Annotated in this window: 20 protein-coding genes and 1 pseudogene; 11 read left to right on the top strand and 10 right to left on the bottom strand. The window is 68.9% G+C overall.

Annotation, left to right across the window (positions count from 1 at the left end; translation table 11 throughout):
- Positions 1-14: 14 nt before the first annotated feature.
- Positions 15-1193, bottom strand: a complete 1179-nt coding sequence (locus OP79_RS23070) for an NAD(P)-binding protein (protein WP_033322347.1) — start codon at positions 1191-1193, stop codon at positions 15-17.
- Positions 1194-1350: 157 nt separating this feature from the next.
- Between OP79_RS23070 and OP79_RS23075 the strand changes: the two genes are divergently transcribed.
- A complete protein-coding gene (locus OP79_RS23075; protein WP_033322349.1) occupies positions 1351-2034 on the top strand; it encodes a pentapeptide repeat-containing protein in 684 nt (227 codons plus the stop codon).
- 104 nt (positions 2035-2138) lie between these two features.
- On the opposite strand, the gene OP79_RS23080 is transcribed toward OP79_RS23075, so the two are convergent.
- Positions 2139-2627 carry a carboxymuconolactone decarboxylase family protein gene (locus OP79_RS23080; protein WP_033322351.1) on the bottom strand — a complete coding sequence of 163 codons (489 nt, stop codon included), beginning with the start codon at positions 2625-2627 and terminating at the stop codon, positions 2139-2141.
- Positions 2628-2874: 247 nt separating this feature from the next.
- On the opposite strand from OP79_RS23080, the gene OP79_RS23085 reads away from it, so the two are divergent.
- The 3 genes from OP79_RS23085 (at position 2875) to OP79_RS23095 (ending at position 5582) form a co-directional block, all read left to right on the top strand.
- A complete protein-coding gene (locus OP79_RS23085) occupies positions 2875-3741 on the top strand; it encodes an RNA polymerase sigma-70 factor (RefSeq protein ID WP_051744848.1) in 867 nt (288 codons plus the stop codon).
- A gap of 180 nt (positions 3742-3921) precedes the next feature.
- Positions 3922-4173 (top strand): hypothetical protein, encoded by a 252-nt coding sequence (locus OP79_RS57105; protein ID WP_033322353.1) that lies wholly within the window; start codon positions 3922-3924, stop codon positions 4171-4173.
- Positions 4167-5582: an aromatic amino acid lyase gene (locus OP79_RS23095; protein ID WP_245685420.1), complete on the top strand. Its 1416-nt coding sequence runs from the start codon at positions 4167-4169 to the stop codon at positions 5580-5582. The genes OP79_RS57105 and OP79_RS23095 overlap by 7 nt, the downstream gene beginning before the upstream one ends.
- Before the next feature lie 169 nt (positions 5583-5751).
- Here OP79_RS23095 and OP79_RS23100 read toward each other — a convergent pair whose 3' ends face one another.
- Positions 5752-6252: a hypothetical protein gene (locus tag OP79_RS23100; protein WP_033322356.1), complete on the bottom strand. Its 501-nt coding sequence runs from the start codon at positions 6250-6252 to the stop codon at positions 5752-5754.
- 109 nt (positions 6253-6361) lie between these two features.
- On the opposite strand from OP79_RS23100, the gene OP79_RS23105 reads away from it, so the two are divergent.
- Positions 6362-7768 (top strand): M1 family metallopeptidase, encoded by a 1407-nt coding sequence (locus OP79_RS23105; RefSeq protein ID WP_033322357.1) that lies wholly within the window; start codon positions 6362-6364, stop codon positions 7766-7768.
- A gap of 11 nt (positions 7769-7779) precedes the next feature.
- Here the strand turns inward: OP79_RS23105 and OP79_RS55345 are convergent, their stop codons facing one another.
- Positions 7780-8256 carry a hypothetical protein gene (locus OP79_RS55345; protein ID WP_157857354.1) on the bottom strand — a complete coding sequence of 159 codons (477 nt, stop codon included), beginning with the start codon at positions 8254-8256 and terminating at the stop codon, positions 7780-7782.
- Between the two features lie 31 nt (positions 8257-8287).
- Positions 8288-8734: pseudogene (locus OP79_RS23115) on the bottom strand (NUDIX hydrolase); the annotation flags it as partial.
- Between the two features lie 99 nt (positions 8735-8833).
- Between OP79_RS23115 and OP79_RS23120 the strand changes: the two are divergent.
- On the top strand, positions 8834-9364 hold the full coding sequence (locus OP79_RS23120) for a DinB family protein (RefSeq protein ID WP_033322361.1): 531 nt from the start codon (positions 8834-8836) through the stop codon (positions 9362-9364).
- A 161-nt stretch (positions 9365-9525) separates the two neighbouring features.
- Here OP79_RS23120 and OP79_RS23125 read toward each other — a convergent pair whose 3' ends face one another.
- Positions 9526-9954, bottom strand: coding sequence for an ATP-binding protein (locus OP79_RS23125; RefSeq protein WP_033322362.1), 429 nt, complete (start codon positions 9952-9954; stop codon positions 9526-9528).
- Between the two features lie 234 nt (positions 9955-10188).
- Between OP79_RS23125 and OP79_RS23130 the strand changes: the two genes are divergently transcribed.
- Together OP79_RS23130 and OP79_RS52030 are read left to right on the top strand one after the other, a co-directional pair.
- Positions 10189-11040: a helix-turn-helix domain-containing protein gene (locus OP79_RS23130; RefSeq protein ID WP_033322364.1), complete on the top strand. Its 852-nt coding sequence runs from the start codon at positions 10189-10191 to the stop codon at positions 11038-11040.
- Positions 11041-11057: 17 nt separating this feature from the next.
- Positions 11058-11234 (top strand): DUF397 domain-containing protein, encoded by a 177-nt coding sequence (locus tag OP79_RS52030; RefSeq protein ID WP_281193234.1) that lies wholly within the window; start codon positions 11058-11060, stop codon positions 11232-11234.
- A 59-nt stretch (positions 11235-11293) separates the two neighbouring features.
- Here the strand turns inward: OP79_RS52030 and OP79_RS23135 are convergent, their stop codons facing one another.
- The gene (locus OP79_RS23135; protein WP_033322366.1) at positions 11294-11869 is read right to left on the bottom strand and encodes a TerD family protein; all 576 of its coding nucleotides are present in this window, start codon (positions 11867-11869) and stop codon (positions 11294-11296) included.
- A 208-nt stretch (positions 11870-12077) separates the two neighbouring features.
- Between OP79_RS23135 and arfB the strand changes: the two genes are divergently transcribed.
- Positions 12078-12509: an alternative ribosome rescue aminoacyl-tRNA hydrolase ArfB gene (gene arfB, locus OP79_RS23140; RefSeq protein WP_033322368.1), complete on the top strand. Its 432-nt coding sequence runs from the start codon at positions 12078-12080 to the stop codon at positions 12507-12509.
- Between the two features lie 47 nt (positions 12510-12556).
- Here the strand turns inward: arfB and OP79_RS23145 are convergent, their stop codons facing one another.
- Positions 12557-13066 (bottom strand): flavin reductase family protein, encoded by a 510-nt coding sequence (locus OP79_RS23145; RefSeq protein WP_033322370.1) that lies wholly within the window; start codon positions 13064-13066, stop codon positions 12557-12559.
- A gap of 556 nt (positions 13067-13622) precedes the next feature.
- On the opposite strand from OP79_RS23145, the gene cdgB reads away from it, so the two are divergent.
- Both cdgB and OP79_RS23155 read left to right on the top strand, forming a co-directional pair.
- Positions 13623-15311 carry a diguanylate cyclase CdgB gene (gene cdgB / locus OP79_RS23150; RefSeq protein WP_033322373.1) on the top strand — a complete coding sequence of 563 codons (1689 nt, stop codon included), beginning with the start codon at positions 13623-13625 and terminating at the stop codon, positions 15309-15311.
- Positions 15312-15430: 119 nt separating this feature from the next.
- Positions 15431-16417 (top strand): CBM35 domain-containing protein, encoded by a 987-nt coding sequence (locus tag OP79_RS23155; RefSeq protein WP_033322376.1) that lies wholly within the window; start codon positions 15431-15433, stop codon positions 16415-16417.
- A gap of 618 nt (positions 16418-17035) precedes the next feature.
- Here OP79_RS23155 and OP79_RS54050 read toward each other — a convergent pair.
- Together OP79_RS54050 and OP79_RS23160 are read right to left on the bottom strand one after the other, a co-directional pair.
- Positions 17036-17386: a peptidase inhibitor family I36 protein gene (locus tag OP79_RS54050; protein WP_106972454.1), complete on the bottom strand. Its 351-nt coding sequence runs from the start codon at positions 17384-17386 to the stop codon at positions 17036-17038.
- A gap of 222 nt (positions 17387-17608) precedes the next feature.
- Entirely contained in the window at positions 17609-18547 is a 939-nt protein-coding gene (locus OP79_RS23160; RefSeq protein ID WP_033322377.1) for a 1-phosphofructokinase family hexose kinase, read from the bottom strand.
- Positions 18548-18576: the final 29 nt, after the last annotated feature.

Here is an 18576-nt window from a genome sequence, read left to right on the forward strand (position 1 = left end):
CTCAGCCTCGTACCTCAAGCTTCCTTGAGGTCAAGCCCTGCCCTGCGCCGGATGTCGAAGGCGAGGGACACGGCCGTCAGAGCGCTGTTGAAGGACACCTCGGAGAGGACGCCGGGCGCCGCGACCTGGTCGCCCGCGAGGTAGACGCCGTCGCCGCGGTCGACGGCGGGCCGGTCGCGCCAACTGGTGCCGGGCAGGTCGACGGCGCCGGTACGGCCGTTGGCGATGGCCTCGCGGCGCCAGGTCACGCGCTCGCGCCAGCCCGGGAGGCCGAGGTCGAGGAGTTCCTCGGCGCGGGCGATACCGGTGGCCCGCGACTCGTGGGGCGCGATCGGGATCTGGCCCTGGACGAGCTGTTCGCCGGCCGGGGCGAGCGTACGGTCCTGGGCGGTGAACCGCTCGATCCAGCCCGCCGCGTCCAGGTCGGACACGGCGAAGGCGTCGCCCCGGCGGGTGCGTACGGCCAGATCGATCAGGACCGTACGACCGCTCGTCCAGGTCAGCGAGTCGTCGCGGAGGAGTCGGCGGGCGGCGTCGAGGGAGGTGGCGACGATGACGGGCCCGTGCCTGCCGTGCTCGTCGAGGCTGTCGACGCGGGAGAGGGTCTCCATGCGCACGCCCAGGTTCCAGGCGCGGGCCGCCATCCGGTCGATGACGCTCGCCCAGCCGCCGCGCGGGTAGTGCGCCTCCGGGGGCAGTTTTGTGGCGCGCCGCAGCCGTTCCTGCACGAAGGCGGCGGAGAGGGCGCCCGGGTCGTGGTGGAAGAGGGCGACGGCGGAGTAGTACGCGGCTGCGTTCGCGCCCTCCTCTCCGGCGATCTCGATGGCCCAGGTCCTGAAGTCGACGTCCACGGGCGCTTGTTGGGACGTACGGCGGAGGAGTTTGAGCATCGCGAAGGGCGGGGTGCGGCGGAGGGTGCCCTTGTGGCGGAGGCGTAGTCGGGCCGCCTCCAGGGGTGGGAGTGGGGCGAGTTCGCCGATCAGGCCGCGTTGTTCGAGCCAGGTCCAGTGGGGGCCGCCCTTGTAGAGGGCGTGCGGGCCTTCGTTCGTCTTGTACGGCCCCTCCGCGGTGCGGGCGCGGCCGCCGAGGGTGTGATGGGCCTCGTACATGGTGACCTTGGCGCCCGCCTCGGCGGCGGTGATGGCCGCGGTCAGGCCGGCGAAGCCGCCGCCGACGACGGTGATGCGGTGCATGGCTGGGGGTCTCCCTCTGGTCCGGTGCGTGCGTGTGGGTGGGTGCGCGCGTGTGCGTGACTCATAGGTACGACTCGTTGAGGGCGTCGGTATGTGACATCGCGGGCGTTTGTGCAGGTCAGAGGGTTTGTCAGTGGTGGGGTGCAGGATGGGGCGCATGGTGAGGCGGGCGACGGATGAGAAGACGGTGGTCAAGAGGGCACGGCGTCCCGAGGTGCGGCTGCCGCCGCTTGTGCCGTACGGCGGCGAGCTGGAGCCGGACGGGGACTATGACGGCCTGGAGTTCCGGGAGGCGGACTTCGCCGGGCAGGACGGCGCGGGCGCTCGCTTCATGGACTGCGCGCTGACGGGGTGCGCGCTGGACGAGACGCGACTGCGCCACGCGCGCGTGATGGACTCCGTCCTCACGGGGATGCGGGGCGTCGGCACCGATCTGGCCGAGGTCACCCTCCGCGACGTGGAGCTGGTGGACGCGAGACTGGGCGGCGTCCAACTGCACGGTGCCGTACTGGAACGGGTACTGATCCGCGGCGGCAAGATCGACTACCTGAACCTGCGCAAGGGTCGGCTCCGGGACGTCGTCTTCGAGGGCTGCGTGCTGGTGGAGCCGGACTTCGGGGGAGCGCGACTGGAGCGGGTGGAGTTCGTCGACTGCGCGCTGAAGGGCGTGGACTTCAGCGCGGCGACACTGACGGATGTGGACCTTCGGGGAGCGGCTGAGGTGGACATCGCGCGGGGGGTGGACCGGTTGGCGGGGGCGGTGATCAGTCCGGCTCAACTGCTGGATCTGGCACCGGTGTTGGCGGCGGAGATGGGAGTTCGGGTGGTCTCCGAGGGGTGAGCGGTTGGGTTCGTGGGCGGGGGTGCGAAGCCTTGTCGTCTGTGGCATGCGCGGGCCCGGCCCGGATCGAACGATCCTGGGACGGGCCGCGTTTCGCCTGCCGGTCAGCTCGACGTACTCGACGTACTGGCGAACATGCCGGGCTCGTACGAGCCCCCCGGGTTGTGCACGATCACGTTCATCCGGGTGGCCGCGTTGATCAGGGAGACCAGGCAGACCAGCGCACCGACCTCGTCGTCGTCGAAGTGCTTGCGCACCTCGGCCCAGGTCTCGTCGGACACGCCGTGGTCGCCGAGCCGGGTGCCTTCCTCGGCGAGCGCCAGCGCGGCCCGCTCGGCCTCGGTGAACACCGTGCTGTGCCGCCAGGCGGCGACCAGGTTGAGCCGGAGCGCGGTCTCACCGGCAGCCGCGGCCTCCTTCGTGTGGATGTCGACGCAGAAACCGCAGCCGTTGATCTGGCCGACCCGCAGCTCCACCAGCTCCCGCAGGGCCTTCGGAAGCGTCGACCCTTCCAGGGCCAACGAGGTGTTGTAGAACCGCTTGGCGACCTTCGCGGCGGTCGGGCTGTCGAACAGGTTGAAACGGGGTTCCATGACGTCGTCCTCACTCGTGGTGTTGCGTGCTGCTGCACTGGACGAACACAAGATGCCGACGGCCCGATCCTTGTGACGGCGCGGTGATGTGACGTGCGCCACCGGTCGTGGCTGTCACAAAGCGGCGAGGGCCGGCGTCTGGTGTACGGCGCAGTCGAGAGCGAACGGGCAGGAGTCGGCGATGAACGACCGAACTACGAGCGACCGGACGAGGGACACGTCCGAGCCGGTCGCTCGTGGCGACCACATGGACAGCGTCACCCAAGCGTTCGTCGCCCACCGCAACCTGCTGTTCACCGTCGCCTACGAGATGCTCGGCTCGGCCGCCGACGCAGAGGACGTCCTGCAGGAGACCTGGTTGCGGTGGGTGGGCGTCGATCTCGACACCGTGCGGGATCAGCGTGCGTACCTGGTCCGGATCACCACCCGGCAGGCGCTGAGCCATCTGCGCACGCTCGGCCGGCGCAAGGAGTCCTACGTCGGCCCCTGGCTGCCCGAGCCGCTGCTGACTGCGCCCGATGTGGCCGAGGACGTCGAGTTGGCCGACAGCGTCTCGATGGCGATGCTGCTGGTGCTGGAGACCCTCACCCCGACCGAGCGGGCGGTGTTCGTACTGCGCGAGGTGTTCGACCTCGGGTACGACGAGATCGCCGAGGCCATCGACAAGAGCCCGGCCGCGGTCCGCCAGATCGCTCACCGGGCACGGGCCCACGTCGCCGCGCGCCGGCCGCGCGGGGTCGCTTCCGCTGCCGAGACTCGCCGCACCGTCGAGGCCTTCCAGCGGGCGGTCGAAACGGGCGACCTGCAACGCCTGCTCGACATCCTCGCGCCGGACGTCGTCCTGCTGACCGACGGCGGCGGAGTCGTACAGGCCGCACTGGCGCCCGTCGTGGGGGCCGGCCAGGTGGCCCACGTGCTGGGCAGGATCGCCGCCGCGATGTCGCTGCAGCCGACACAGGTCAATGGCGACCCGGCGCTGATCGTCCGGCTGGGCGGCGAGATCGACACCGTCATGGCGATGCGTATCGACGACGGCCTCATCACCGGGCTCTACGCCGTGCGCAATCCCGAGAAGCTGTCGCATCTGGAGCGGGAGACCATCTTGCGCCGCTAGGGCGTGTTCTCGGTTCTGATCTCGGTTTGGGTGATGGGGGCCCGCGCCAGTGGGTGGCCTGGTAGCAGACCGGTTGGCGTGTGGCGATCTGGTCGATGGCGAGTGGGAGTTGGTCGGGCCACTGCTTTCGGTCGGGGAGCGCGGCCGCTGTCTGGAGGGCTGCGGGAGCAGTTCGTTGGGGTGGTGTGCTTCCAGGCGCTGCTGGAGGCGATGATCGCCGAGGCCGGTGCGTGGGAGCTGGTGGATGTGAACCGGGTCAGCGTGGACTCCACGGTGGCCTGCGCCCATCAGGACGTGGCCGGAATGGTGGTGGATCCGGAGTTGCTGGAAGGGCTGGAAGAGCTCGCGTGGCGGCTGCCCGGTCACCCACGACGCCGCCGGTGCAGCGCTGTTCCAAGCCTGATCTCCCGGTATCGACTGGAGGCGTGTTGATCACCGTCGACGGCATCAATCTGAGCAGTTCCGACATCGCGGCCCTCGCATACGGGGAGGCGCCTGTCCGGCTCGCCGACGAGGCGCGGTCACGGGCTGCGCGATCCTTCGAACACGCGGTGCAGATCAGCACCGAACGCATGGTGTATGGCAGATCGACAGGTGTGGGCGCCAATCGCGACATCGCCATCGACGATGCGAACGCACATGCCCTGGCCCTCCTGCGCAGCCACGCCACATCCGCGGGGCCGCTCCGGAGCCCGGAACGCATACGCGCGATGCTGGCCGTACGCCTCAACCAGCTCGCCGCCGGAGGCAGCGGGGCGGCGCCTGATCTCCTCGACGGGCTGGTGGTCATGCTCTCGGCCAACGCACTGCCGCCCGTGCGCGAAGTGGGCAGCATCGGCACCGGTGACCTCCCGGCGCTCGCGGTCACCATCCTCGCGCTGCTCGGAGAGGTCCCCACGTCCACGGCGCTTTTGGCACCGGTCGCCTGCGGCCCGAAGGACGCCATGCCGGTCATCAACAGCAACGCCGCCGCGATCGCAGATGCTGCGCTCGCCCACGCCTCGCTGGCCTCGCTGTCACGGTCCGCGATCACGGTGGCGGCGCTGACGTTCGCGGCGGTGGACGGCAATCCTGAGGCGTTCGCCGAGGTCGTCGAGCAAGTGACGCCATTCAGCGGGGCACGCGAGGTGTGCCGGTCGATGCGCCGGCTCGTCTCCCCAGTGACAGCACCCACGCGCATCCAGGACCCGCTGGGACTGCGCACCATGCCGCAGGTGCACGGCGCGTTCATCGACGCCCTCTCCCGCCTCGACGACGTCGTCTGCCGTATGGCGAACGCCCCGTCCGAGAATCCCGCACTGCTGCCCGGTCACGGTGTTGCCCATCACGGTGGCTTCCACGCCGTGTACCTGGCGCAGGCACTCGATGCGACCGTCTCGGCGGCAGCCCAGTCGGCGCAGCTGGCAATGGCCAGAGTGTCCATGCTCACCGAGCCCGCGTTCACCGGATTGGCGCCGTTCCTCGGGGCGGGGGCCGCAGGCGCGTCGGGTGTGATGGCCTGCGAGTACGTCGCGGCCTCCGCGCTCGGCTCGCTGAGAGCCCTTGCCATGCCGACGGCAGTCCAGAGCGTGACGCTGTCGCGCGGGGTCGAGGAAGACGCGAGTTTCGCTTCGCACGGTGCGCGGCAGGCATGGACCGCGGCGGACGACTACCGGACTGTGCTGGCGTGTGAACTCGTGGCCGCCGTACGTGCCTTGCGACTGCGCGGTGCGCGGTTGGACGATCTCTTTGACGACCTGACGCTGGAGATGGCCGACCGTGACCTCACCGCCGACATCGCCGCGGCGGCTCGCCTGCTGCCAAAGCTCGCCGACATCCCGCAGGGGACGCGAATCGCTTGATCACGGTCTTGGCACGAGCATACGAGAACGCCATGTTGATACGAGTGGTGGCTGCTCCATCTGGTTCCGCTGAGGTTTGGCATCGGGCGTGTGTCGAGTCGGTTGAGTACAGCCGGGGAGGGGCGGGCCCTGGGGAAAGAAAACCGCCGCACACGCACCCGCACCCCGTTCAGTGCATCCTCGGGAAACGGGCTTGGAGGGTCCAGATCGCCGGGTTCTCCGCTAGAGCGTCATGCAGATCGCACAGGTCGGCGATCAGATCGTGCAAGAAGTCCCGTGCCTCACGCCGGAGTTCGGCGTGCGAGAAGCTCAGCGCAGGTTCCTCCACCGGCATCCAGTCGGCTTCGATGTCCACCCACCCGAAGCGCCGCTCGAAGAGCATCCGGTCGGTCGACTCGGTGAAGTCCAGCTCGGCTCGCTGTGGGCGCGACGCACGCGACCCCGCCGGATCCCGGTCGATCCGCTCCACGATGTCGCACAGGGCCCACGCGAAGTCGAGTACCGGCACCCATCCCCAGGCTGTGGACAGTTCCCGGTCCGCCTTGGTGTCGGCGAGATAGACGTCGCCGCAGAACAGGTCGTGCCGCAGGGCGCGGACGTCCGCGCGGCGGTAGTCGGTCTGCGGAGGATCCGGGAAGCGGGCGGAGAGGGCGTAGCCGATGTCGAGCACGTACGTGATGGTGTCACGCCCGCTCGGGCCCTGACGTGCCCCGATCCCGGCCCCGATCTCAGCGTCGTCCTGGCCCTGACCCAGTCCCGATCGCCCTAGGATCGCGAACGTGCCCCGACCCGCCCGCCTCGTACCGGCCGTCGCGTCCGCCCTCGCACTCGCCCTCACCCTGACCGCGTGCGACGACGGCAGCGCGCAGGACATGACCGGCGCCCCCGGTCTGAGCGACCCGTACTTCCCGAAGGCGGGCAACGGCGGCTACGACGTAACCCACTACGCCCTCACCCTGACCTACGACCCCACCTCCCGCCGCCTGACGGGAACGGCGGAGATCGAAGCGCGGGCGAAGCAGAACCTCAGCGCGTTCAACCTCGACCTCAAGGGCCTGGAGGTCACCGCGGCCGAAGTGGACGACGCGTCCGCCCGCTTCCACCGCGGCGGCGACCACGAACTGACCATCCGCCCGCCCGACGCCCTCGACAGGAACGCCACCTTCCGCACCACCGTCCACTACTCCGGCCGCCCCGAGACGATCACCGACCCCGACGGTTCACGAGAGGGCTGGCTGAGAACGGCGGACGGCGCCCTCGCCCTCGGCGAACCCACCGGCTCGATGGCCTGGTTCCCCGGCAACCATCACCCGAGCGACAAGGCCGCGTACGACATCACGATCACCGTCCCCAAGGGCTTGAAGGCGGTGTCCAACGGCGAGTTGAGGCGCGAGGAGACGAAGCGGGGCCGCACCACCTTCGCCTGGCGCACGGCGGAGCCGATGGCGACGTACCTGGCGACGGTCGCGATCGGCGAGTACGACGTACGCCGCTCGAAGACCGCGAACGGCCTGCCGGTGTACGTGGCCGTCGACCCCGACCAGTCGAAGGCGAGCGCCAAGGTCCTCGCTCGCATCCCCGAGATCATGCGGTGGGCGGAGCGGAACTTCGGCCCGTACCCCTTCTCCTCCACCGGCGCGATCGTCGACCGCGCGAACGACGCGGGCTACGCCCTGGAGACCCAGAACCGCCCCGTCTTCCCCGGCGCCCCCGACACCGCCCTCCTCGTCCACGAACTGGCCCACCAGTGGTACGGCAACTCCGTCACCCCCAAGTCCTGGCGCGACATGTGGCTCAACGAAGGCTTCGCGACGTACGCGGAGTGGCTCTGGCAGGAGGACCACGGCGGCGACACGGCCCAGGCCACCTTCGACGCGCTGTACGACCACGGCGAGGACACCTACGAAAACCTGTGGTCCTTCCCGCCCGCGAGCCCGACGAGCGCCGCGCACATCTCCGACGACCCCGTCTACCAGCGCGGCGCCATGGTCCTCCACAAGATCCGCGAAACGACCGGCGACGCCACCTTCCACGACATCCTCCGAGGCTGGCCGACCACCCACCGCCACGGCAACGCGAGCACATCCGACTTCACCGCGTACGTGGAACAGCAGGCACCGGACGAGGACTTCAGCGCGATCTGGGAGGACTGGCTGTACGGGTCCGGAAAGCCGGACCACGCCTGACCGCACCCGCGTCAGGCGTCACTTCCGAGGTCCTGGCGCATGGCAGCCTGCGCCAGCTTGACGGCACTCCGGTGTGCCATCTGTGCCTCCTGGAACGCGGCTGAGCCGAGGCCATTTCCCGCGGCGAGGACGTCCATCAGCCGTCGTAGGCTGACGAACGCGTCGTCGATCGCGGCGACGATCTCCGGGGCGGCGAAGAGGGCCGCCGTGTCGCGCGCTTCATTGCACCCCGAGGCCCGGAGCGCTTCCCGTACGGCCGCGTCCAGTGCTGTTGCCTCCCCCTCCCACAGCCGGTCCCCGAAGGCCACGGCGCGCATCGACTCGTGCGCCTGCCGGAAGGTGGTCAGGCAGGCGACGTAGATCTCCTTGCGCTCCTGCCTTGCACGTTCGGCCGAGTCGCGGCGCCACCGTGCCCGTTCGGTGAGCAGCGTCGCACCGACGCCGACGAGCGCGCCAAGCCCCGTACCGGCCAAGGTCATCCATTCCACACGAGGTGCTTGCCCCCTGCGTCCCCGTACGTCACGCCTCTCGCCCGTCCAACTCCGTGAGCAGCCGCGGCAGTTCGGGAGGCCACACGGACTCCGCCGCGTCGGCCAACTCCTTCCGGGTCCACCACTTCCAGCCCAGCATGCCCTCCTCGCTGCGCAGGGCGCGGATGCGGTCGTCGCCGTCCGGCTCGCGGCGCGGCCCGTACGCCACGTAGATGTGCTCGTGCTGGCGGACGGGGATATCCATGCGCGTGAAGTCGTGCTCCCAGGTGCACAGCAGGGGCCCGGGGGTGAGGTCGGTCCAGCCGGTCTCCTCGCGGAGTTCGCGCAGGGCGCCCTCGCGCGGGCTTTCACCGGGTTCGAGACCGCCGCCGGGCATGGCCCAGTGGATGCCGACCTCTTCGTTGTCGTACCGGAAGAGGAAGACGGAGCCCTCCGGGTCGAGTACGGCGATACGGGCGGCCGGACGGGGGATGCGCGATTCGAGGGACATGTCCGCAGGTTAGAACCTGTCCTGGTCGATCGTGGCCGGGTAATTTCGTTGTTTCGGCCACGCCGTCCGGGATAGCAAGGGCGCGTGAAGAACGTATCCCGATGTGAGCTGCTGCGCTGGCAGTTCGAGCTGACCTGGTCGCTGTTCGAGTACCACCTGGAGCGGCTGGAGCCCGAGGACTTCCTGTGGGAGCCCACCCCGTATTGCTGGACGGTGCGCCCGGATGCCGACGGGACATGGGTGCCGGACTGGGCGGAAACCGAGCCCGAGCCCGTCCCGGTCCCCACGATCGGCTGGCTGACCTGGCATATCGGCTGGTGGTGGAGCGTGACCATCGACCATGCGCGGGGACGTACGCCGCGGGAGCGGACCGAGATCACCTGGCCGGGCGACGGGACGGCGACCGTCGAGTGGCTGCGCGGCCTCCGCGGTGACTGGCTGGCGGTACTGGACCGCCTCACCGACACCGACCTGGACGCCACGGCCCCGTTCCCCTGGCCGAACGACCCCGAGCACACCATCGCCCACATGCTCGCCTGGGTGAACGCGGAACTGATGAAGAACGCCACCGAGATCGGTCAACTCCGGCTGCTGCGCGCAGCGTCCGCGGCTTGAGCGGTGGGACAGAGCGGGGTCGGGTCTGTGGGTGCTGGTGCACGTTTTCGTGAGCACTTCGCGCTGCGGTGTTCACGAGACGCTCGTTTGAGCGCCTCGTGAACAAACTCCCGATGAGTGTTTACGTTTTTGCGCGGTAGGGGTGGGGAGCCCGCGAGCCGTCATCGCTCCAGCGGCGCGCTGGGACTTTGAAGCTCGAACCAGACGTGCTTGCCGTTCCGGCCGGGGTGGTACGCCGGGCCGACACCCCAGTTGTGCGCGAGTGCTTGTACGAGGAGTAAACCGCGCCCGCCTTCGCTGTCCTTCGCGACTTCGGAGGGGAGCAGCAGCCCTGTGGGCCCGTCGTCGTACACGGCCACGCGTACGCCGTCGGCCAGAACCGCCGTCTCCAGCTTGATGGTTGGCGTACCCGTGTGCTGTACGGCATTGGTGACGACCTCGGATACGAGGGTGCGGGCGGTGTCGGCGAGGTGCGGGGCGTGGCCGTTCGCGGCGAGGAGTATGGCGACGGTGTCACGGCAGATCTTCGGGCTGAGGGGCGAGTTGGGGGTGGTGAGCTGGTACGTCGGCGGGTCGGCGTTGTCGTTCATGGCTATCAACTTCCTGTACATGTCGAGGTGTTGCGCGGCGAGAGCCACCGTGGCTCGGGCACCGTGGGGTGGGCGCCTGCACTGCGGATTCACTGGCGTGCTGCGCTCTGACAGGACAGACAGTAGGGCACATCCATGAGACGGCACATGTATGTGACGAAAAAGCCACTCGTGTGAGTGGACCCGTCGTACGCACGGACGGCAGACTTGGACCGCTCGACCAGGAGGAAACGGATGCCACCCAGGAGCAACCCCACCGCCCGCCAAGCCCGCCTCGGCGCGGAGCTGCGAAAGCTCCGGGAGGCGGCAGGGATGGCGGCCCGCGAGGCGGGTGCGTTCCTCGGTGGCAACCAGGCGCAGATCAGCCATATCGAGTCGGGACGCTGGGGCGTCAGCGCGGAGCGTGTTCGGCGGCTGGCGACGCTGTACTCGGCTTCGGACGAGAAGCTGGTCGATGCTCTGTGTGCGATGGCCGAGGAACGGGTGAAGGGCTGGTGGGAGGAGTACCGGGGCGTGCTCGCCCCCGGTTTCCTGGACCTCGCCGAACTGGAGCATCACGCAACGTACTTGCGCAGTGTCCAGGTGGTGAACGTGCCCGGCATTCTTCAGACAGAGGACTACATCCGGGCAATCCATCGCAGCTACAGGCCGGTGCTTCCCGCTGAGGACGTGGACGCGCGGGTGGAGTTCAGGCTGACGCGCCGGAGAATCTTCGAGCGGGACAAGCCGCCCCCGTTCCAGGCCATCGTCCACGAGGCGGCGCTACGCATGCGCTTCGGCGGCCGCAAGATTGCCAAGGGCCAGCTCGACTACCTGCTGGAGGCCTCGGAGTGGCCCACGGTGACGGTGCGCGTCCTCCCCTTCACCTGCGAGGAGTTCATTGAGGCGACAGACGCCCCGCTGTACGCCGGCGCAGTCGTACCCCAGCTCGACACAGTGCAGCTGGACAGCCCCATGGGGAGCTTCTTCCTGGGAGACGAGGCCAAGCTGAACAGGTACAGGCAGCTACTCGACATCGCCGAGCGCTCGTCCCTGAGCGAGCCGGAATCCCGGCAGCTCATCCATCACATCGTGCGAGAACTCTGAGGGGCAACGCAGTGTCCGTGCAGTGGCAGAAGTCGTCCTTCTCGGGTGTGGAGGGCGGAAATTGCGTAGAAGTCGCCCACACCGAAGCGCACCTCCTCCTCCGCGAAAGCGACACCCCCACCGACGTACTCGCCCTGCCCCCTCTTGGCCTGGCATGCCTCATACGCCACATCAAAGCCGAGCAGCAGCGATGACGGCGGAGCCCCCAGTCACCGAGTGACTGGGGGCTCCGAAAAAACAGGCGTGCCGAACCTCAGACGTTCACGCCGAAGTCCTGCGCGATCCCCACGAGGCCCGAGGCGTAGCCCTGGCCCACCGCGCGGAACTTCCACTCGGCGCCGTTGCGGTAGAGCTCGCCGAAGACCATGGCGGTCTCCGTGGCGGCGTCTTCCGAGAGGTCGTAGCGGGCGATTTCCGTGCCGCCGGCCTGGTTGATGATGCGGATGTAGGCGTTGCGGACCTGGCCGAAGTTCTGGGAGCGGGTTTCGGCGTCGTAGATGGAGACCGGGAAGACGATCTTGTCGATGTCTGCGGGGAGGCCCGCGAGGTTGACGTTGATCGCCTCGTCGTCGCCCGCACCCTCACCCGTGCGGTTGTCGCCGGTGTGGACGATGGTCTGGTCCGGGGTCTGCTTGTTGTTGAAGAAGATGAAGTGACCGTCCGAGTAGACCTTGCCCTCTGGATTGACCGCGATGGCCGAGGCGTCCAGGTCGAAGTCGGTTCCCGTGGTGCTGCGGACGTCCCAGCCGAGGCCCACGGTGACAGCGGTCAGGCCCGGAGCCTCCTTGGTGAGCGAGACGTTGCCACCCTTGGACAGGCTTACAGCCATTGTTGGGAGTCCTTCCATCGTTGACGTACGTACGACAAGTGCGGTGCGTTGAACTTGGTGCTTCGTACGGGGACGAAGCTACCGTCATCCCTATGAACGCCGCGGGGGGTCCCCCAGGTTCCGCCCTCTTTACTTTCTTTACCCGAGAAGCCCAGGGCCCTGGAAAAAGCGCGTGACGTGGACCGGACATACACGCGACCATGGAGCCATGTCTGGTCCCTACGTCATCCGCGGCTCCGTCTCGCTCCCCGAGGCCGAGCTGGTGTGGCGTTTCTCGCGCTCCTCGGGGCCCGGTGGCCAGCATGTCAACACGAGTGACACCCAGGTGGAGGTCCGGTTCGACCTCGCGAAGACGGAAGCCCTGCCTCCGGTGTGGAAGGCCCGCGCCCTCGAACGGCTCGCCCCGAAGCTCGTCGACGGAGTCGTCAGCGTACGAGCGTCCGAACACCGCTCCCAGTGGCGCAACCGCGAGACCGCCGCCGTACGCCTCGCCGCCCTGCTCGCCGAAGCCACCGCTCCGCCGCCCAAGCCCCGCCGGCCCACCCGCATCCCCCGCGGCATCAACGAACGCCGGCTGAGGCAGAAGAAGCAGCGATCCGACACCAAGCGCGGGCGCTCCGGGCGCGACTGGGGACCGTAACCGATCCCACGGGACCGTGACCGACCCGTTCACCGGGGCAGGGTGGCCTACCCCAGCTGCCGGTACCGCCCCTTGAAGTACGCCAACGGCCCCCCGTCCGCACTCGGCACCGACGCCGCCAGCACTCGCCCGATCACCAGCGTGTGATCGCCCGCGGGCACCCGCTGCTCCGTCCTGCACTCCAGGGTCGCCAGGGCGCCGCCCACGAGCAGTGCCCCGGACGCCTCCCCGCGTACGTACGGAATGTCCTCGAAGAGGAGGCGGTCGGAGATACGGCCCTTCATGGCGAAGCGGCCCGCGATGTGGCGCTGGCTCTCGGAGAGGACCGAGACCGCCCACAGGGGCTGCTCGTCGAGCAGGTCGTCCATGCGGGAGCCCTCGCGCAGGCTGACCAGGACCAGGGGCGGGTCCAGGGACACGGACATGAAGGCGGTCGCCGTCATCCCGACGTCCTCACCGCCCGGCCCCTCGGGATCCAGCGCGGGCTCGTGCGCGGTCACCAGCACCACGCCCGCGGCCAGCCGGGACATGGCGGCGCGGAACTCGTCGTCACTCACCCCAACAGCATGCCCGTCAGAGGTGGGGGTCAGGGGCACACCTGGGGCAGGAGGAGTCGTCAGCACCCGGAAAACGCTAGCCCCCTCGTTCCGGCCCGCGCATCGGACCAGCGCCCGAGCCAGGTCCTAGGACCGACGACCGACCGCTGACCGCTGACCGCTGACCGCTGACCGCTGACCGCTGACCGCTGACCGGATGATGTCCGACCGCCGACCGCCCGGGCCAGGTAACCTCGCAGACTCCGCATAATTGCGTTCAGTAAACGCACGGTGAAAACGCAGAAACTCCACTCAATTGCTCACGTTCAGTTGTGACTTGAGTCACAAGAGCCATATTTTGTTGACCCTGTGTACCGAGTGGGGAGCGCGCTGTGATTCAGTGGCGGAGACGCTGCAATCGATAGGCGACCCAGGGATCAGCCAAACAATCAATAGGCGACCAGTCCACCGTCGACAGTCGATCAGTACCAGTACAGACGAGATACACAGACGAGAAGCGCAGTCGAGAAGCCCGGATAACTCTGGAGTTGCTGTCGAGGTCTCGGGGAGAGCGAGCATGGAGACCGAGTCGGAGCCGTACGTCCGTCTTGCGACCCTGCGGCAGCTGCATCAGGTCATGGCCGACATGAACACGGCACGCAGCCTCGCCGACACGCTGCAGACCGTCGCCGACGGAGTCGTGACGGGCCTGGGCTACGAAATCGCCGCCGTCAATCTCGTACGCCCCGACGGAGACCTCGTCGTCGCCGCCTTCGCGGGCAACTCCGCCGCCGAGGCGCTCATCACCGGCCGCGTCGGCTCCCGCGCCTCCTGGGATCGCCGGCTGAGCATGGGCGAGGCCTGGGGCGACCTGCGTTTCATACCCCACACCGAGGGCTGGGTCCTCGACGACGACGACGTCCCGCAGTGGTACACCGACGGCCCCGCGCCCCGCTTCGAGGACGAGTGGCACCCCTCCGACCGCCTCTTCGCACCCATGTACACACCGGGCGTACCCGGCGGCGCCTGCGGTGAGCTGATCGGCGTACTCTCCGTCGACCGCCCGCGCAACGGACGCCTCCCCGGCGCCTGGGGACGCGAGGCCCTGCAGATGTACGCGTTCCAGGCCGCCATCGCGATCAGCAACGCCCGGCTCAGGGCCAACATGCAGCGCGCCCTCGTCCGCCTCGAGCGGGAACAGCAGGCCCTGCGCGCCAGCGAGGAAAGCTTCCGCCAGGCCTTCGAGTACGCCCCCTCCGGCATGGCCATCGCCGAGATGGGCGGCGACCAGCACGGACGCATCCTGCGGACCAACGACGCCCTGTGCCGCCTCCTCGGCCGCCCCGCCTCCGCGATGCGCCGCTACTCCTTCTCCGACCTCGTCCACCCAGAGGACATCGGCACCCTGCTGCGTACGTCCGCGGAGGGCGGCCGCGCCGAACTGCGGCTCGGGCGCCGCGACGGGACGTACGTCTGGGTCTCCCTGCGCAACAGCGTGGTCGCGGACGCCACCGACGGGCCGCGCTTCCTGCTCACCCACGTCGAGGACATCGAGGAGCGCAAGCGCCGCGAGCTCCAGCTCGCCCACCGCGCCTCGCACGACTCGCTCACCGGACTGCCGAACTCCGCCGAGCTGCGCTCCCGGCTCTCCGCCCGCCTGTGCAGCCGCCCCACGTCCGCGGCACCCAGCCCGGTGGACACGCTGGACGCGGCCTTCGCGCAGCACGGCGAGTACGGGGAGCAGGGCTTGGCGCCCGTGTACGACTCGGACGGGCACGGTTTCGACTTCCGGCCGTCCCCCGAGGCCTTCGGCGCGTACGACCATCACGTGCACACCATCGCGCCGCAGGGCGAGACGGACGACGGCACGAAGGGGCTCGCGGTTCTCTTCTGCGACCTCGACGGCTTCAAGTCGATCAACGACCGCTTCGGGCACAACGCCGGCGACGCGGTGTTGATCGAGGTGGCGCGACGGCTGAGCGGCGGCGTACGGGACGGGGACACGGTCGCGCGGCTCGGCGGCGACGAGTTCGTGGTCCTCGCCGACGGCCTCGGCCGGGCCGACGCACAGGACCTCGCGGTCCGGCTGCGCAACGAGATCATCCAGCCGATACGGATCGACGGCCGCGCGATGCGGGTCGGGGCGAGCTTCGGCATCGGATGGGCACATTGCGGCATGACTGCGGACGAAGTATTGAAGTCCGCTGACGAGCGGATGTACATAGAGAAACGGTCTCGTCCCAAAGCTCACCGGCGTGCGGGCTGAAGCGCAGGTCAGCGGTGGTGTGCGAGCTGAATCACCCGTTTGGGGCGTCTGGAGCGGGTAGGCTCGCCCTTCTATTCACCCATCGCATCTGCACCACACCCGCTTAGGAGACCCAAGGGATGACGCCCGGCAACAACGGCGCGAGCACGCCCGAGGACGACGACCCGTTCGGCTATCTGTACGCCGACGGCCAGGCCGCCGGAGCCACGCCGCCCGACGGTGGCGGCGGCTACGGCTACCCCGGTTCGGTCAACCGGGTGCGGGCGGTCGGCGAGCGCCAGTACGGCCAGCAGGCCCAGCAGCAGGCTTCCCAGACAGCCCCGACCGCGCAGTACGCGCAGGCTCCGGCCCAGCAGGGGCAGGGAACATACGGTCAGTCGCACTACCAGGCGCCGGAGACGTTGCCCGGCGGCTCACCCACGACGCGCACGCCGCTGCCGGGCAGCGGCTTGGGCGGTGGCGGTGGCGGCCGTGGTCGTGGTCCCAACACCAAGGGGCTCCTGATCGGCGCGATCGCCGTGGTCGCCGCAGTCGTGATCGGCATCGGGGTCGCGATGCTCAGCGACGGCGATGACGAGAACGCGGGCGACAACGCGGCGGGTTCGACCCCGACGGCGGAGCAGAACACCGAGCCGAGTGAGTCGGCTTCGAAACCGGCGCAGGACGAGGTCGAGCTGCCGAAGATCGATGCGAAGGCCCTGCGTCTCGAGGGCGGCACGACCATCGACACCCAGTTCGACGGCGCCAAGGCGGGCGGCGGTGTCTATGTGACGGGCTTCAACAAGGTCGGCGCCAAGGTCGTGTGGACCGTCAGGGACATCGAGAAGGCCGGCTCCTACCGGCTGGACGTGCGCTACGGCATCCCCGGTGTCGACGCCAACGCGACCGTCGTGGTCAACGGCAAGGCGAACACCTCACCGCTGAACATGAAGAACTTCATCGGTGAGGGGCAGGCCCCGAAGGGTGACTGGGAGAAGGGCTGGCAGACCACCTGGGCCCCGGTCAACCTGACCAAGGGCTCCAACCTCATCGAGATCGCCTGCGCCGAGGGCAATCAGTGCGACGCGGTGTTCGACCAGCTGTCGCTGAGCGAGCTCAAGAGCTAGCAGCAAGCTTCAAGGGTCGGCGGAACCGGAACAGCCAGGTAGAACGGAAATAGTTGGGGCCGCCAGTGGCAGTGGCCCCAACTGTCTTGAGTTCCCTGGCGTCTTGGGGTTCCTCCACCCCGGGCCACGGCCCGGGACTCGTCACTGTCATCCCCAGACGGCCATGCTCTTCACCGGCGTCGGTCCGGTGGCCTCCGATCCCACCGTCTCCCGCCTCGTCGATGTCCTCGCCTCGGCCGGGCCGAAGGCCCTGGCGGCGATCCGCACCCCACGGGCCCATGTCCGCGAACATGAAATTCGCGACGCACTGGCCCTGGAGCAACGTGATCACCCACGCGATCGAACGACTCCAGGCCCTCCCGAACCCCGGCTGACCAGCAGCGACAACCCACCCCTACGGTCAGAACCCGCACACCGGAGCCGTGGAACCCGGCGCCCACCCGACGCGACAGTCGGGCCACCGGTCTGCCCGCACCCCATCCAACAAGCCGAAACGGCCCACCAGATGAACCGGCAAGCCGTCACGAGAGATCGAGGTCAAGCGTGGTGCTCCGCCTGTCACGGGCGAAGCGCCGTCGACGCACCTCAGGATCGGCCTTCGATATGAAGGCCGCGGCACTATATTCTGTAAACCGCTATCCCGGTAACCTTGCCGGGGTTGTCTGCGTAGGTGCCCGGCTTCAGAGTAGCCAGCTTGGTGCCGGTGTTGCAGCCGGTGGTGACGTTCCAGAGCTCTACGCGATAGGACGTCTGGTTCGAGACGGACCGGTTGACCCTTTCGAGGGGATAGCAGCCGGGTGTCAGAGAGTTGACGCGCCTCTCTCCAGTCCTGTTCTTTCCCGTCCATCCGCACGCATATCCTTGCGGACAGGTGTTTGGATCAGCCGCCGCAGCCGGTGTGACGAGCGCGCCGCTCAGCAACGCACCGGCCATGGCCGTCAGCGTCAGACTCTTCCTGAGCATGCCCATGCAAAGCTCCTCTTTCTTGATCGACAGACTGTGTGATGTTAGCTCAGGGCGCACAGTTGCACGAGTGATTAACGTGACGTGACACGACGTCAAGTATGCGGCGCGGCCGAGCACTTGGAGTAGACGCCTCCAGCGATGAAGTCATCGAGCGGGCCTGGGCTGCTGAAGTCGCCGGTGTTGCCTCGGTGCGACCGGCGCCCGCAAGGCGCGGGAATCCGCCATTCACCACGCCTCAACCTGACGTTGGAAAAGGTCTACGGTTACGTGGTTCACCAGTTCCTCATACGCCGACCGGTCGAACTCCCCCGCGACCGGCGCCAGCACACTCGCCGCAGACAAGGCAACCGCCCGGGAAAGCCGCTCCGGCCAGGGCAACCGCTCCACCAGCCCCGACAGCAGCCCCGCCACCACGGAGTCACCCGCACCCGTGGGATTGCCGCGCACAGCCCGCGGCGGAGCGGCACGCCAGTCCCCGTCCGGCGTACGGGCCAGCAGCCCCTCCGCCCCCAGCGACGCCACGACCGAGTGCGCCCCGCGTCGGCGAGCGTCCCGGGTGGCCTGCGAAGGGTCGTGCGAGCCGGTCAGCTCGGCCAGTTCGTCCGCGTTCGGCTTCACGATGTCGGGCCGTGCGGCGATCCCCCGCCGCAACGGCTCCCCGCTCGTGTCGAGCAGCACCGGAACCGCCAACGCCCGAGCGGTGCGCACAAGTTGGGCATACGCCCCGACCGGCACCCCGGGAGGCAGACTGCCGCACAGGGCCACCGCCGAACAGGAGCGCAGCAGAACCTCGTACGCCTCCTGGACGGCGGACCACTCGGCGGGGGTGATCTCCGGTCCTGGTTCGTTGAGTTGAGTCGTGTCACCGGTCGTCGTGTCGACCACCGCGATCGTGCGGCGAGTCGGGCCCGCCACCGGGACCAGCGCGTCCACGACGCCCGGTATGGACGTGAGTTGGTCCTTCAGGGCCCGCCCGGTCGCCCCGCCCACGAAACCCGTCACCGTCACCTCGTGGCCGAGCGCGGCCAGCACCCGGGCCACGTTCAGCCCCTTGCCGCCGGGCCGCTCGGTCACCTCGGTGACACGGTGCGAGGTGTGCGGGTGCAGGGCCGGTACGCGATAGGTGATGTCGAGAGCGGTGTTCAGCGTGACCGTGAGGATCATCCGGGCCGACCTCCCCCGAGTGCGCACTT

It is taken from the genome of Streptomyces yerevanensis (assembly GCF_000716805.1).
In the GTDB taxonomy this organism is placed as follows: domain Bacteria; phylum Actinomycetota; class Actinomycetes; order Streptomycetales; family Streptomycetaceae; genus Streptomyces; species Streptomyces flaveus.